At 69.1% G+C, this 14,032-nt stretch carries 13 protein-coding genes; 10 read left to right on the plus strand and 3 right to left on the minus strand.

The genetic code is table 11. The annotated features are described in order from the left end of the window. Positions 1-33 precede the first annotated feature (33 nt). The 4 genes from ACW14X_RS17540 to ACW14X_RS17555 are packed head-to-tail and all read left to right on the plus strand — an operon-like array spanning position 34 to position 3,603. Positions 34-1,377, plus strand: a complete 1,344-nt coding sequence (locus ACW14X_RS17540) for an MCE family protein (RefSeq protein ID WP_457162808.1) — start codon at positions 34-36, stop codon at positions 1,375-1,377. After that, complete coding sequence (locus ACW14X_RS17545; RefSeq protein ID WP_457162809.1) at positions 1,377-2,522, plus strand: MlaD family protein; 1,146 nt, start codon at positions 1,377-1,379, stop codon at positions 2,520-2,522. Before ACW14X_RS17540 ends, ACW14X_RS17545 begins: the two co-directional genes overlap by 1 nt. Beyond that, complete coding sequence (locus ACW14X_RS17550) at positions 2,519-3,100, plus strand: hypothetical protein (RefSeq protein ID WP_457162810.1); 582 nt, start codon at positions 2,519-2,521, stop codon at positions 3,098-3,100. Before ACW14X_RS17545 ends, ACW14X_RS17550 begins: the two co-directional genes overlap by 4 nt. Next, the gene (locus ACW14X_RS17555) at positions 3,097-3,603 is read left to right on the plus strand and encodes a hypothetical protein (protein ID WP_350844230.1); all 507 of its coding nucleotides are present in this window, start codon (positions 3,097-3,099) and stop codon (positions 3,601-3,603) included. Before ACW14X_RS17550 ends, ACW14X_RS17555 begins: the two co-directional genes overlap by 4 nt. 76 nt (positions 3,604-3,679) lie before the next feature. Here the strand turns inward: ACW14X_RS17555 and ACW14X_RS17560 are convergent, their stop codons facing one another. Then, positions 3,680-3,898 carry a hypothetical protein gene (locus tag ACW14X_RS17560; protein WP_457162811.1) on the minus strand — a complete coding sequence of 73 codons (219 nt, stop codon included), beginning with the start codon at positions 3,896-3,898 and terminating at the stop codon, positions 3,680-3,682. After that, positions 3,886-4,320, minus strand: a complete 435-nt coding sequence (locus ACW14X_RS17565) for a hypothetical protein (protein WP_457162812.1) — start codon at positions 4,318-4,320, stop codon at positions 3,886-3,888. Before ACW14X_RS17565 ends, ACW14X_RS17560 begins: the two co-directional genes overlap by 13 nt. Before the next feature lie 155 nt (positions 4,321-4,475). On the opposite strand from ACW14X_RS17565, the gene clpB reads away from it, so the two are divergent. From clpB to ACW14X_RS17595, 6 genes are all read left to right on the plus strand, one after another. Next, positions 4,476-7,067 carry an ATP-dependent chaperone ClpB gene (clpB, locus tag ACW14X_RS17570; protein ID WP_457162813.1) on the plus strand — a complete coding sequence of 864 codons (2,592 nt, stop codon included), beginning with the start codon at positions 4,476-4,478 and terminating at the stop codon, positions 7,065-7,067. Between the two features lie 142 nt (positions 7,068-7,209). Then, positions 7,210-7,734, plus strand: coding sequence for a hypothetical protein (locus ACW14X_RS17575; RefSeq protein WP_457162814.1), 525 nt, complete (start codon positions 7,210-7,212; stop codon positions 7,732-7,734). Between the two features lie 23 nt (positions 7,735-7,757). After that, the gene (locus tag ACW14X_RS17580; protein WP_457162815.1) at positions 7,758-8,303 is read left to right on the plus strand and encodes a chloramphenicol phosphotransferase CPT family protein; all 546 of its coding nucleotides are present in this window, start codon (positions 7,758-7,760) and stop codon (positions 8,301-8,303) included. Positions 8,304-8,375: 72 nt separating this feature from the next. Beyond that, a complete protein-coding gene (locus tag ACW14X_RS17585) occupies positions 8,376-9,449 on the plus strand; it encodes a hypothetical protein (RefSeq protein ID WP_457162816.1) in 1,074 nt (357 codons plus the stop codon). Between the two features lie 27 nt (positions 9,450-9,476). Continuing rightward, positions 9,477-10,145: a hypothetical protein gene (locus tag ACW14X_RS17590; RefSeq protein WP_457162817.1), complete on the plus strand. Its 669-nt coding sequence runs from the start codon at positions 9,477-9,479 to the stop codon at positions 10,143-10,145. A gap of 129 nt (positions 10,146-10,274) precedes the next feature. Next, a complete protein-coding gene (locus ACW14X_RS17595) occupies positions 10,275-13,304 on the plus strand; it encodes a family 16 glycoside hydrolase (RefSeq protein WP_457162818.1) in 3,030 nt (1,009 codons plus the stop codon). A gap of 20 nt (positions 13,305-13,324) precedes the next feature. On the opposite strand, the gene ACW14X_RS17600 is transcribed toward ACW14X_RS17595, so the two are convergent. Then, complete coding sequence (locus ACW14X_RS17600) at positions 13,325-13,999, minus strand: DedA family protein (protein ID WP_350844210.1); 675 nt, start codon at positions 13,997-13,999, stop codon at positions 13,325-13,327. Between the last annotated feature and the right edge of the window lie 33 nt (positions 14,000-14,032).

A 14,032-nucleotide genomic window follows, 5' to 3' on the forward strand; every position in this document is an offset into this window, starting at 1 on the left:
TCGCGCTCGTCGAGACCTCTGTCGAGACCGCTCATGGCCCTGGTGGCCACGGCCGCCCTGACCCTCTCCGGCTGCGGCCTCGGTGCCGTCAGCGGAGGCGTCTACGAGGCCCCGCTGCCCGGCGGCGCGGATGTGGGGGAGGATCCGATCACGCTGAGCGCCGAGTTCAGCGACGTACTCGATCTGGTCCCTCAGTCCAGCGTCAAGATCGACAACGTCGCCGTGGGCCGGGTCTCCAAGATCCGGCTGACCGAGGACGGCCGCAGCGCGCGGGTGTCGCTGGTGGTCAGGGACGACGTCTCGCTCCCAGCCGGCACCACGGCTCGACTGCAGCAGACCTCCCTGCTCGGAGAGAAGTACGTCGCGCTGATCCGCCCCGCCACGCCGGTCGCAGGCTCGCCCCTGGGCGATGGTGCGGTCCTCGGGAGGGGTGACACCGAGGCGGCCGCGCAGGTCGAGGAGGTGCTCGGAGCCCTGTCGATGGTGCTCAACAGCGGCGGCATCGCGCAGTTCCAGGAGATCTCCCGCGAGATGCAGCAGATCTCCGACGGACGGCCCGAGGAGATCAAGGCGTTCCTGACCGAGATGGACCGGTTCGTCTCGGTCCTCGATTCACGCTCAGCCTCGATCACCTCCGCGATCGAATCGCTCAACGAGCTCGCGGTCACGCTGGAGAAGGACAAGACCAAGATCGCAGAAGCGCTGGAGGGGCTCTCGCCGGGCATGCAGGTGCTCGTCGACCAGCGTCCGCAGCTGGTCGCGATGCTGGAGGCGCTCGACAAGCTCTCCAAGGTCACCATCAGCACCCTGGACGAGGCCCAGGACGACATCGTCGCCGACCTGAAGCTGCTCGACCCGATCCTCGACCAGCTCGCGAAGGCCGGCTCGGACCTGCCGTACGCGCTCGAGATCCTCTTCACCTACCCGTTCCCCGACGAGGTGCTCAACGCGCTCCGCGGCGACTACATGAACCTGTTCATGATCACGAACTTCCGTACTCCTGCCGGCTGCCAGTCCAGGGGCTGCGAATGGCTGCAGCCGGCGGTCGGAGGCGGGTCCGGCGGCTCGGTCAGCTCCCAGTCCGGGTCGTCGGACGCACCGCCCGGACTGCTGCCGTCGACCACGTCGCCGGTGCCGGGCTCGTCCTCGCCGTCGATCCCGGGGGAGTCGATCCTGCCCTCCGCTCCCGGGTCGTCCTCGTCCTCCTCGGATCCGTCGCAGTCCGGGTCGTCTTCACCGTCCTCGTCCCCGTCAGATCCCTCCGGGTCGCCCTCGGAGTCACCGACCGAGCCTTCGTCCGGGTCCGGGTCGGCGACCTCCGAGACGTCGCCGGAAGGCGCGGCGAGCGACGCCGGCTCCGTGGAAGGGAGCGAATGATGCAGCGGCTCACCGGAGGCGTACGCGTCAAGCTGGGGCTCTTCGTCGCCCTCGCGCTCGTGGGCACCAGCTATGTCGGGGCCCGCTATGTCGGCCTGGACCTGCTCGACGAGCCCTACCGCGTCGACGTCTCGCTGCCCGAGGGCGGCGGCCTCTTCGTCAACTCGGAGGTGACCTACCGCGGGGTGCCCGTGGGCGAGGTGACCTCCTTGGAAGCGGGCTCCGACGGCGTACGCGCGGTGCTGGAGATCGAGGGCGACGCGCCCGCCATCCCCGAGGACGTCACCGTGAAGGTCGCCAACCGGTCGGCCATCGGCGAGCAGTACCTGGATCTCCGCGGTGGCGCGGTGGGCTCCGCCCGGCTCTCCGAGGGCGACCGGCTCTCTGCGGGGGAGGAGGCGTTGCCGTACGACGCCTCCCAGGTCATCGAGACCGGCCGCGACTTCGTCGCCTCGGTGCCCGAGGAGGCTCTGGTGACGACGATCGACGAGTCGTACCTGCTGTCCCAGGGAGCCGGGTCCGACCTGCGGAAGCTGGTCGACACCTCGCTCTCGTTCCAGCAGGAGGCCGACCGCAACTTCCTCGTCTCGGCGAGCCTGATCCGCAACTCCGACCAGGTGCTCGCGACCCAGGAGGAGTCGGCGACCAGTATCAAGGCCTGGAGCAACGACCTCGCGCTCTTCTCCTCGACCCTTGCCGACTCCGACAAGGACCTGCGCGACCTGATCGGGGCCGCGCCCGGCACGGCCACCGAGATCTCGCTGCTGGTCAAAGAGGTCGGGCAGCCGCTCGGGATCCTGATGAGCAACCTGGTCACGCCCGCGACGCTCTTCGGCACGAACGCCGCCGCGCTCGAGTCGACCTTCGTGACCGTGCCGGAGGCGGTCAGCATCGGCTGGGCGATCAACACGTCCAACGGGCCACGGCTGAGCCTGATGCCGTCGTTCTTCAACCCGCCGCCGTGCGTCTCGGGTTATGAGGGCACCGACCTGCGCGCCGGCACCGATCTGAGCAAGGGCAAGCCGTTCAACACCGCGGCCGGCTGCGAGGCCGTGCCCCGACCGAAAACCACGAAGACCGAGACAGTCGAGCCGGGGACGGTTAGCGTCCCCACCACGCTCGCCGGACTGATGGGGGAGCGATGAGCACGACGACGGAGAGACGGACGGAGGCCTCGGTGGTCGAGCTGGTCCCCGAACAGCCGTCGAGGCGCGACCGGGTGCTCACCTGGGCCCTCCCGCTGGTGGCGTTGTGCGTGCTGGTCGCGGGCGCGCTGACCTGGTGGCGTGCGACCGGGCACGACCAGGAGATGGTCGACGAGGCCGCCCGGCGCGACCGGGTGCTGATCGTCGCGACCAGCCACATCGAGACCCTCAACTCGCTCGACTACCGGAAGGTGGACGAGGGGCTGAAGGGGTGGGCCGCGGTCACTACCGGGACCCTGCACGATCAGCTGACCAGCGTCTCCGAGGAGGACCGCAAGGTCCTCGCCGAGCAGGAGAAGATTTCGACCGGCTCGGTGATGGACGCGGCCGTGACCGAGCTCGACGACGACAGCGCGACCGTGATCGCGGCGGTCGAGATCACGGTCCGCGACGGCTCTGCTTCCGGTGAGGACGCCGAGCCGACGGTCAAGCGCAACAGGTTCGCAGCCGACCTGGTCAAGGTCGGCGACGACTGGCTCCTGGAGAGCCTCGAGCAGGTAGCGGTGAACATGTCATGAGCACTTCTCTCGTACGTCGCTGGGCACCGTTCCTCGCCGCGCTCGCCCTGATCCTGGGACTGGGAGCGTTCTGGCAGGCCGACCGGGAGCGCAGGACCGACCACGTCGGCAACCGCGCCGTCGTCGACGCCGAGGCCACCACCGAGGTGCAGTCGGCCGTCACCACCGGCCTGCTCCAGGTCTTCTCCTACGACTTCTCCGATCCCGGTCCGACTGCTGCCGCCGCTGATGAGTTCCTCGCCGGCGACGCCCGCAAGGAGTACGACCTCCTCTTCAAGCAGCTCCAGGAGAAGGCCCCCGGCCAGAAGCTCGTGCTCAGCGCCGAGGTCCAGGTCGCCGCGGTCAAGTCCCTCGACGCCGACTCCGCCGAGCTCCTGGTCTTCCTGGACCAGGCCTCCCAGCGATCCACCGACAAGGAGTCGTCCATCTCCGCAGCGCAGATCGCAGTCGAGGCCGCGAAGGTCGACGGCCAGTGGAAGGTGACCGCCCTCGACCTCTTCTGATGCCGAGTCGGCTCGTTGTGACGAGCCGACTCGACGCGGATCTCGGTCAGGACGAGCCGACTCGGCAGGGGAGGCGTCAGTCGCCGCCGCCTCCGCCGCCGCAGCTCGAGCCGCAGGAGGAGTTGCAGAAGTGGTTGTTGCCGGAGTCGTAGGTGGAGCCGCACGAACTCGAGCCGGAGCTGCCGCCGCCCCGTCTACGGGGACCTCGGCGGCGGTTGCGACGCCTCTTGAGACCGGGCTCGAACAGTAGGTAGATGACCAGGCCGAGGACCCCGAGGATGATCAGGATTTCCATGTGAAGCTCCGTTTCCAGGTGCGGCGGCTGAGGTGCCAGATCTGTGAGCCGAGACCGATGGTGAGCACCCGGCGCCCGGCGATCCGGGTGAGTGCCCACTGCCGACGGCCTTCGTAGACCTCGTGCAGCCGGAGCCAGTCGGCGCCGATGGTGGTCAGGAAGTCGCGTACGTCATCGTGGGCGCAGCCCTGCTGCGGGTGCTGCGCGGCCCAGACATGGAAGCGGGCGCGCCAGTCCGGGAGCAGGTCGAGCTCGGGGGCGGCGTGCTCGGCGGCCGAGGAGCGCTTGTGGTGGAGGACCCGCGTGGTCGCGGTGGTCCCGGCGGGGTCGAACCCCGGCGGCGTACGTCCCGCCAGCAGGTCGTCGAGGACCTCGCGCTGCCGCGCGGCGAGCTGCTCGCGTACCGCGCCTGGGGAGTCCATGTGAGGAGTGTGCCCGATTCGTTTGTGCCGGCGCCGCACTATATAAAAGTCAAAGTTGAGTGGAACAGACTCAACTTTGGTTGTGTTGAGATAGATGCGGGTGACAGGCACTCGCGGCAGACTCAGGTGCATCCCCAGGAGGAGAGCAGAGACAGATGAGCCAGTTTTCGGCAGACAAGTTCACCACCAAGGCTCGCGAGGCCATCGAGGCCGCGCAACTCTCCGCCACGACGGCGGGCAACACCACGACCGAGCCGATCCACCTGCTTGTCGCACTGCTCCAGCAGGACGAGGGCACCGCGACGTCGATGGTCACCAAGTCCGGTGTGGACGCCGAGGAGCTGTCGCGAGCGGCGGCCGCCGATCTCGCCGGTCTCCCGCGCGCCAGCGGGTCCACGGTGCAGCAGCCCGCTGCCTCGGGTGGGCTGACCCGGGTCCTGGCCGGCGCGATCACCCTGGCCACCTCCTTGAAGGACGACTACGCCGCCACCGAGCACCTGCTGATCTCGCTGGCCACGGTCGAGTCGTCGGCGCAGAAGGTGCTCAAGAGCGCCGGGCTCACCGAGAAAGGGCTGCGCGAGACGCTGAAGGCGGTCCGCGGCAACCGCCGGGTGACGAGCCAGGACGCCGAGGACTCCTACGAGGCGCTCGAGAAGTACTCCCAGGACCTCACCGAGGCCGCCGAGCGCGGCAAGCTCGACCCGGTCATCGGTCGCGACTCCGAGATCCGCCGCGTCATCCAGGTGCTCTCGCGGCGTACGAAGAACAACCCGGTCCTCATCGGCGAGCCCGGCGTCGGCAAGACGGCCGTCGTCGAAGGGCTCGCCCAGCGGATCATCGCGGGCGACGTACCCGACTCGCTGAAGGGTCGCCGTCTCCTGTCCCTCGACCTGGCGGCGATGGTCGCCGGTGCGCAGTACCGCGGCCAGTTCGAGGAGCGGCTCAAGGCCGTCCTGGAGGAGATCAAGGCCGCCGAGGGCCAGGTCATCACCTTCATCGACGAGCTCCACACCGTCGTCGGCACGGGCGCCGGCGGCGACTCCGCGATGGACGCCGGCAACATGCTCAAGCCGATGCTCGCGCGTGGTGAGCTGCACATGATCGGTGCGACCACGCTCGACGAATACCGCGAGCGCATCGAGAAGGACCCGGCCCTGGAGCGCCGGTTCCAGCAGGTCTTCGTCGGCGAGCCGTCGGTCGAGGACACCGTGCAGATCCTGCGCGGCATCCAGGAGAAGTACGAGGCGCACCACGGTGTCCGCATCACCGATGCCGCCCTGGTGGCCGCCGCGACCCTGTCCGACCGCTACATCACCGGCCGGCAGCTGCCCGACAAGGCGATCGACCTGATCGACGAGGCCGCCTCCCGGCTGCGGATGGAGATCGAGTCGTCTCCGGAGGAGATCGACCAGCTCCGGCGCGCCGTCGACCGGCTGAAGATGGAGGAGTTCGCGCTCTCCAAGGAGTCCGACGACGCCTCGCTCGAGCGTCACGCGGCGCTGCGCAAGGAGCTCGCCGACAAGGAGGAGGAGCTGCGCGGGCTGGAGGCGCGCTGGGAGCAGGAGAAGGCCTCTCTCGAGGGTGAGGGTGCCCTGCGCAAGCAGCTCGACGCGCTGCGCAGCGAGGCCGAGCGGCTCCAGCGGGAGGGTTCGCTGGGGGAGGCCTCGGAGATCCTCTACGGTCGCATCCCGGAGCTGGAGCGGCAGATCGCCGAGGCCGCCGAGGCCGAGGACGGGGGCGAGGTCGCCGACCGGCTGGTCGGCGAGGAGGTCGCTGCCCAGCAGATCGCCGAGGTGGTCGAGGCCTGGACCGGCATCCCGACCGGCAAGATGCTCCAGGGTGAGCAGGCCAAGCTGCTCGAGATGGAGTCCGTCATCGGACGGCGCCTGATCGGGCAGAAGTCCGCGGTCACGGCCGTTGCCGACGCCGTCCGGCGCTCTCGTGCGGGCATCGCCGACCCCAACCGCCCCACCGGCTCGTTCCTGTTCCTGGGCCCGACCGGCACCGGTAAGACCGAGCTCGCCAAGTCGCTCGCCGACTTCCTCTTCGACGACGAGCGAGCGATCGTACGCATCGACATGTCCGAGTACTCCGAGAAGCACTCGGTCGCCCGTCTGGTCGGAGCGCCTCCGGGCTACGTCGGCTACGAGGAGGGTGGTCAGCTGACCGAGGCGGTGCGCCGCCGCCCCTACTCGGTGGTGCTGCTCGACGAGGTCGAGAAGGCACACCCCGAGGTCTTCGACATCCTGCTGCAGGTGCTCGACGACGGGCGCCTGACTGACGGCCAGGGCCGCACGGTCGACTTCCGCAACACGGTCCTCATCCTCACCTCCAACCTCGGCTCGGCCTTCCTTGTCGACCCGGTCATGGACGAGCACGAGAAGCGCGAGTCGGTCATGGCGGTGGTCCGGGCGTCGTTCAAGCCCGAGTTCCTCAACCGCCTCGACGAGGTCGTCATGTTCGACGCCCTCTCGCTGGCCGATCTCACCAAGATCGTCGACATCCAGCTCGGTCTGCTCGAGAAGCGTCTGGCCGCCCGCCGCATCTCGATCTCCGTCACTACGCAGGCTCGGGAGTGGCTCGCCGAGACCGGTTACGACCCGGCGTACGGTGCCCGGCCGCTGCGCCGCCTCATCCAGTCCGCCATCGGCGACCCTCTCGCCAGGATGCTCATCGGCGGCGAGGTGTCCGACGGTGGCCAGGTCACCGTCGACCGCGACGGCGACGGCCTCACCCTGAAGGTCTGACCACCGCCGCCCGAAACCGTAGTTCTGGCGGGCCGAATCCGTAGTTGTGGGCGACGAAACTGCCGTTTCGTCGCCCACAACTGCATTCTCGGCGGGATGATCGAGGCCCGGTACGAGTCGGAGGCGCGAAATGCTGGACCAGGTGTTGGATGGACTCGCCCGGGCGTACGACGACGTCGGCTACTTCCTCATCGCGGTCTGGATCGGCCCGCCGTTGGTGATCTGGGCGATCGCGACCCGCGCAGATCGGTCGATGCGGAGGTTCGTGGCGCAGTTCGAAGAGATGTTTCCTGGCATCCCGACCGTTGTCGGTGAGGCTGCCGAAGTGACCGTCGACGATCGTGTCGGGAAGGTCGTGAAGCTGAGGTCGGGGTGGCTGCAGACTGCGGCAGTGATCGTGCTGCCGGACCGGCTGGAGGTGTGGGGCAAGGATGCCGAGGCTGCCGACATCGTCCTGAACCGGAGGCGGTTGGAGGTCACTCGGGAGGGAATCTGGATTCGATATCTGGGTGGCGACGACGTCAGTGCCGGTCTCTGGCTCACGGACGGTGACGTATCGGTCGTCGTCATCCCGTACGGCCGCTCTGCCCGAAAGGCCCGCCGTGCCCTGGTGCAGGCGCTGCGTGACCTGGGTGAGAAGCCCGAGGATCACCTCGACGCGGCTTGAGCCATGGCCAGTAGGTTGACCGCATGCGCAACGGTCGGATCATCCTGCTCAACGGGGCGTCGAGCTCGGGCAAGAGCAGCATCGGACAGGAGCTGCTGCCGCTGCTCGAGGACCCGTGGTTCTTCGTGCCGGTCGATGGGATCAGCGGGATGCGGTCGACGGTCCATACGCGGGAGTTCGACGACGCCGGGATCGCCGAGATGCTGCGGCGGACCCGGCTGGGCTACCACCGCACGGTCGCGGCTCTGGCGTCGGTCGGCAACGACGTGATCATGGACTACCCGCTCAGCGAGACCTGGCGGCTCGAGGACCTGCTCGAGGTGCTCGACGGCTACGACGTCACCCTCGTCGAGGTCTGGTGCTCGCCCGAGGAGCTCGAACGCCGGGAGGCCGCCCGCGGCGACCGGCCCGCCGGCCTCGCCCGGTCGCAGACCCTGGTCTACTCGCACCCGTACGACATCCGCGTCGACTCCACCACCGCGACCCCGGCCGCGTGCGCGAAGGAGATCGCCGAGGCCCTTCCGACTCTCACCGCTCCCAAGGCCTTCGACCGCCTTCGCGCCGAATAGGCGCTCGCGTCGGCCGACGCGGCCGCCCTCTCGGCGGGTGGGGTTGGCAGGGATGAGAAAATGATTCCCGACATGTCTGAAACGAAGCTTCCCCGCCCCGGTCAGGCCACCCTCGCCGGGTGGCTCATCGTGCTCGGCTCACTGCTCACCGTGGTGACGGCCTGGGACCAGATCTCCGGGCTGCGCAGCCTGGACACCCGGGAGCGGGTGGAGGAGGTGCTGGCCGAGCCGCCGCTGGCCGGCTCGGGGATCGGCCTCGACAACGTCCTCGATCTGATGCACGTGATGGCACTGGTCACCGGTGCCATGGCGGCAGCGGCGGTGATCCTCGGCTGGCATGTGCTGCAGCGCAACAAGCAGGCCCGGCTCGCGCTCACGGTCATCGCGGCGCCGCTCTTCTTCGCCGGCATGTTCGGCGGAGGGTTCTGGTCCACGCTGTCCGCGGTGGCTGTCGTACTCCTGTGGATGTCGCCCACCCGCGACTGGTTCGACGGCGTCTCACCGACGAAGCGGGAGGCGCTCGACAGTGGCGATCCCGACCAGAAGTCGTACGTCGCGCCGGCTCCGTCAGAGGCCTCGACCGCGTCGTCCGCCCCGACAGCATCGACCACCGGCTCGACCTCCGGACCGGCTCGGCTCTCACAGCAGCAGCCGCCGCCGTGGACCGGCGCGATCGCCCAGCCCGCCAAGGCAGCGCCCAAGCGCCGTCCGGGCGCCGTGACGGCGGCGGCGGTGCTCACCTGGATCGGCTCCGGGTTGACCGCGCTGATGATGCTCGCTTCCGCGGTGACCGCGACCGCCAACCCCGACCTGATCCTCGAGCAGGTGCGCAAGCAGGCGGAGAGCGACCCGAGGATGCGGGAGATGGCGGGGCTCTACACCACCGACATCATCGTCGCCTCGGTCTGGATCACGGCCGTGCTGGTCGCGCTCGTCTGCGTCGCCGCCGCCGTGTTCGCCGCCTTCGCGATCCGCCGCCACTCCTGGGCCCGGGTCGCGTTGATGATCTCCGCAGGCGTGTCGGCGCTCTCGCTGCTCCTCTTCGCTCTCGCGTTCCCGCCGGCGGTGGTCATCTTCGGCGCCGCGGTCGCGACCTTCTCGTTCCTGCTGCGACCCGAGGTCGCCGCGTGGTTCCGCAACAGGTGACACCGCGGGCCGGATAGGCTCCGCGGCATGTCAGATCAGTTCGGCTCCTTCGACAACCCCTACGGCGGCAAGCCGCCGTTCGAGGGGCAGGAGCCGCCGCCCCCGACGCCGTACGCCACACCCCAGCCGTACGCCGCCCCGCAGCCGACGCAGCCGCAGCAGCCCCAGGGATGGGGCCAGGCGCCCCCGGCCTACGGCCAGTACGCGATGGGTCAGCAGCCCCCGGCGTACCTTCGCCCTCACTATCCGCAGCCCGATCCCGACACCCGGCCGGGGACGGTGGTCGCGGCGTCGGTCATGACGATCGTGGGGTCGGTGATCGCTCTGCTGATCTCGGTGTTCATGGTGCCCGCGGGGATCGCCGACTACAACGACCCGACGTCCTCGGACAAGGGCGTGACGCTCGCGATGATCATCTGGTTCGCCGTCTGCGGCGTACTCAGCCTGATCGCCATCCCGCTCGGGATCATGGTGCTGTTCCGCTCCAAGGTGGCCCGGATCCTGCTCACCGTGGTCGGCTCGGTCGCCGCGCTGCTCTCGCTCTTCGTGGTGGTCTATCCCGCGCTGATCATCGCCGCGCTGCTGATGCTGTACGTCGGCAGGGCAGGCAACTGGTTCGCCCGGAAGAAGCCTGCCGACCCCTGGCAGCCGCCGTCGATGCCGGGTGCAGGACCGCCGACGCACCAGCAGCTCTGACGGCCTCGAGCCCAGCCAAGTCAGGACATTGCAAACTGACTTGCGAAAGTTCCAAAACTTCTTGACGAAGTTCATCGGCGCCCCTACCTTCAGGTGTGGCACTCGTCACATCCCCTCGTGGAGGCCCCGATGATCCATATCCCCCCGTCCCGGGCCGTGCTCGGCTCACTCGCCGGCCTGTCGGTCGTGGCCGCGCTCCTCGGCAGTGGCCCGGCCACCGCCGCTGAGCAGGCGGACCTGCCACCGCAGGAGCCCGGCGTCACGCTGCGCACCTACGACATGGCACGACCCATCGACCAGCTGTGCACGCTGCGCGCCGGTCAGACGCCCAACGTCGACAAGCTCACCTCGCTGATCGACTACGACTCGCCCGCCGACTTCGGCCTCGCCGACCGGTTCATCTCCCACGCGCTGGCCAACCTGAACATCGCCACCGCCGGGTCCTACGACTTCCGGCTGATCAGCGACGACGGCTCCCGGCTGGTCATCGACGGCGAAGAGGTCATCGACCACGACGGCCTCCACGGGGAGACCGCCAAGGACGGCACCGTCACCCTGAGCGAGGGCTACCACGACCTGCGCGTGGAGCACTTCGAGGACGGCGGCGGCGAGGTGTTGCGCCTGCAGTGGCGCCCGCCGGGTGCCGCTGACTTCGCATTGGTGCCGACCGAGGTCCTGAGCACCGAGGCCGGGGTGGTGCGCGTGACCGCGCCCGGCACGAAGTACTGCGAGGGACAGGACGACACCGCCGGTGACGGCATGCAGCTGGACAGCGTCCACCCGGCGTACGACCTGACCGACCTGCGGCCGGAGGGCTTCGAGCCGATGGTGGCCGCGATGGACTGGGCCGCGGACGGCCGGCTCGCCGTGGTGACCTCCGGGTCGGTGAGCCCCTCAGGCTGGGTCGAGGACCCCGAGCCGGGCGAGATCTTCCTGCTCAGCAACCCCCGCACCGCCACCGGGCCCGAGGACGTCACGGTGGAGAAGGTCGCGACCGACCTGTTCAACCCGATGGGCGTCGCCGTCATCGGCAAGTCGATCTTCGTCTCCGAGCGCGACCAGCTCACCGAGCTGACCGACCCCGACGGAGACGGCTTCTACGACCAGCACCGGAAGGTCGCGGAGTGGCCCTTCGGTGAGAACTTCCACGAGTTCGCCTTCGGCCTCCTCCACGACAAGGAGAGCTTCTACGTCAACCTGTCCGTCGCCATCAACTTCGGCGGCGCGACCACCGACCCGCAGCCGGCGCGCAACCGCGGCACGACGCTGAAGATCGACCGCGACACCGGTGAGGTCACCTACCTCGCCGGCGGGCTGCGTACGCCCAACGGGATGATGCGCGGGCCCGGCGGCGACCTGTTCGTGATGGACAACCAAGGCGCCTGGCTGCCCAGCTCCAAGCTGGTGCACGTCAAGCCCGGAAGGTTCTTCAACCACTACACCAACCCGTCCGGCCCGTTCGACGACAAGCCCGTCACTGGCCCGGCCCTGTGGGTGCCGCAGGGCGAGATCGGCAACTCTCCGAGCAGCCCGATGATGCTGGAGAAGGGTGCGTACGCCGGTCAGATGCTCTTCGGTGACGTCACCTACGGCGGCCTGCAGCGCGGCTTCCTGGAGAAGGTCGAGGGCGAGTACCAGGGCGCGGTCTTCCGCTGGTCCGCCGGCCTCGAGGCGGGCGTGAACCGCACCCTGCTCGGCCCCGACGGATCGATCTACGTGGGCGGCATCGGCGAGGCCGGCAACTGGAGCGAGCCGGGCAAGCTCCGCTACGGACTGCAGCGGATGAGCCCGACCGACGGCAAGGCGTTCGACATGCACCAGATGCGCGCCACCAAGAACGGCTTCAAGATCCGGTACACCCAGCCGCTGTCCCAGGAGACGGTCGACAAGATCGCCGCGGACCCGAACGCCGCGTTCCGGATGACCCACTGGCGCTACGCGCCGCGGCCGACGTACGGCGGTCCGAAGGTCGACGAGCGACCGCTGTTCGTCTCCCGGGCCACGGTGTCCGACGACCGCACCTCGGTGACCCTCACCGTGGACGGCCTGGAGGAGGGCCGCGTGGTGCACCTGCGCTCGCCGCGGCCGTTCACGTCCGCCGGTGGCGACGAGCTGTGGAACACCGAGGCCTGGTACACCCTCAACGAGATCCCCGGGTACGTCTCGCCGGCCGATCGCAACTACCTCGAGGCGGAGCAGGCGACCCTGCGCGGCAGCGCCAACGTCGCGGTCGAGCACAACGGCTACTCCGGTTCCGGGTTCGTCGACGGCTTCGGCAACGTCGGCGCCTCGGTGACCTTCGACGCCGAGGTCGCTCGAGCCGGGACGTACCCGGTCCGGCTGCGCTACGCCAACGGCCCCGACCCGGCGCCCGGCACCAAGCGGGTCTCGGTCTACCTCAACGGCACCGAGGTCGAGCCATGGGCGCTGGAGTCCACCGGCGACTGGCAGACCTGGGGCACCGCGGCCCGGTCGATGCGGCTGAAGGCCGGGGTCAACCGGATCACCCTGCGCTATGACCAGGGCGACGAGGGGAACGTCAACTTCGACTCCCTCAAGGTCGGCGGCGGCGAGGACATCTGTACGCCGCAGCGACCCGCACCGGGCTACACGTCGCTCTTCGACGGCACCCTGAGCTCACTGGCCTCGTGGCGGATGGCCGGACCGGGATCGTTCGGCCGGCAGGACGACTGCTCCCTGCGTACGACCAACGGCCTGGGCCTGCTGTGGTACGCCGAGAAGGAGTTCAGCGAGTACAGCCTGAGGCTGGACTGGAAGCTGGTCCGCGATGACAACGGCGGTGTCTTCATCGGCTTCCCGAACCCCGGCAACGACCCGTGGGTCGCGGTCAACCAGGGCTACGAGGTCCAGATCGACGCCAGCGATGCCCCGGACCGCACCACCGGCGCCATCTACACCTTCCAGGGAGCCGATCCGGAGGCCATCTCGGCCGCGCTCGAGCCGGTCGGGTCGTGGAACTCGTACGACATCCGCGTCGAGGGATCGAACGTCAAGATCTTCCTCAACGGGAAGCTGGTGAACGACTTCACCAGCACCGATCCCGCCCGCGACCTGGCCGGCTTCGTGGGCATGCAGAACCACGGCGGTGGCGAGACCGTCTACTACCGCAACGTCCAGATGAAGGAGCTCACCGACTGACGCCGATCCCGGCAGCGGGGTCAGGAGACGAGCGAGTCGTCCTTGGCCCCGTTGTCGGATCCGCGCACGATCTTGTAGACGCGCAGGCCGATCCAGGCGACCACCGCGACCGCGACGACCAGGATGACGATGTTCTGGAAGCGGCCGACGATCGGCTCGACCTTCTCCCAGTTGTCGCCGAGCTGGTAGCCGGCGACGACGAAGATGGTGTTCCAGATCGCCGAGCCGACGGTGGTGAGGAGCAGGAACTTCCAGATCGGCATCCTGGTGACCCCGGCCGGCACCGAGATCAGCGACCGGAAGATCGGGATGAAGCGGCCGAAGAAGACCGTCCAGGCGCCGTACTTCTCGAAGAACGCCTCGGTCTTCTCCAGGTCGGAGGTCTTGACCAGCGGCAGCTTCTCGCCGACCCAGTAGACCCGCTCCCGGCCGATGGCGGCACCGATCAGGTAGAGCACGAGCGCGCCGACGACCGAGCCGAGCGTGGTCCAGATCAGCGCCTCGGCGATCGTGAAGCGGCCCTGCGCGGCGGTGAAACCGGCCAGCGGCAGGATGATCTCCGAGGGCAGCGGCGGGAAGAGGTTCTCCAGCGCGATGCCGAGCCCCGCACCCACCGGGCCGAGCTTGTCCATCAGGTCGACCGCCCAGCCGGCGACGCCGGTGAGCTCCTCGGGCTGGGTGGCGGTGAGGATCATGATGCTCTCTTCGAAGTGTGTGGGTGGGCCGGG

This window comes from Nocardioides sp. YJ-D4 (genome assembly GCF_054031495.1).

What these genes read in the sequence shown, in the direction of transcription:
- ACW14X_RS17600 (WP_350844210.1), bottom strand. Translation starts at nt 13,999, where the DNA reads ATGATCCTCACCGCCACCCAGCCCGAGGAGCTCACCGGCGTCGCCGGC.
- ACW14X_RS17555 (WP_350844230.1), top strand. Translation starts at nt 3,097, where the DNA reads ATGAGCACTTCTCTCGTACGTCGCTGGGCACCGTTCCTCGCCGCGCTC.
- ACW14X_RS17595 (WP_457162818.1), top strand. Translation starts at nt 10,275, where the DNA reads ATGATCCATATCCCCCCGTCCCGGGCCGTGCTCGGCTCACTCGCCGGC.
- ACW14X_RS17590 (WP_457162817.1), top strand. Translation starts at nt 9,477, where the DNA reads ATGTCAGATCAGTTCGGCTCCTTCGACAACCCCTACGGCGGCAAGCCG.
- clpB (WP_457162813.1), top strand. Translation starts at nt 4,476, where the DNA reads ATGAGCCAGTTTTCGGCAGACAAGTTCACCACCAAGGCTCGCGAGGCC.
- ACW14X_RS17585 (WP_457162816.1), top strand. Translation starts at nt 8,376, where the DNA reads ATGTCTGAAACGAAGCTTCCCCGCCCCGGTCAGGCCACCCTCGCCGGG.
- ACW14X_RS17565 (WP_457162812.1), bottom strand. Translation starts at nt 4,320, where the DNA reads ATGGACTCCCCAGGCGCGGTACGCGAGCAGCTCGCCGCGCGGCAGCGC.
- ACW14X_RS17545 (WP_457162809.1), top strand. Translation starts at nt 1,377, where the DNA reads ATGCAGCGGCTCACCGGAGGCGTACGCGTCAAGCTGGGGCTCTTCGTC.
- ACW14X_RS17580 (WP_457162815.1), top strand. Translation starts at nt 7,758, where the DNA reads ATGCGCAACGGTCGGATCATCCTGCTCAACGGGGCGTCGAGCTCGGGC.
- ACW14X_RS17540 (WP_457162808.1), top strand. Translation starts at nt 34, where the DNA reads ATGGCCCTGGTGGCCACGGCCGCCCTGACCCTCTCCGGCTGCGGCCTC.
- ACW14X_RS17550 (WP_457162810.1), top strand. Translation starts at nt 2,519, where the DNA reads ATGAGCACGACGACGGAGAGACGGACGGAGGCCTCGGTGGTCGAGCTG.
- ACW14X_RS17560 (WP_457162811.1), bottom strand. Translation starts at nt 3,898, where the DNA reads ATGGAAATCCTGATCATCCTCGGGGTCCTCGGCCTGGTCATCTACCTA.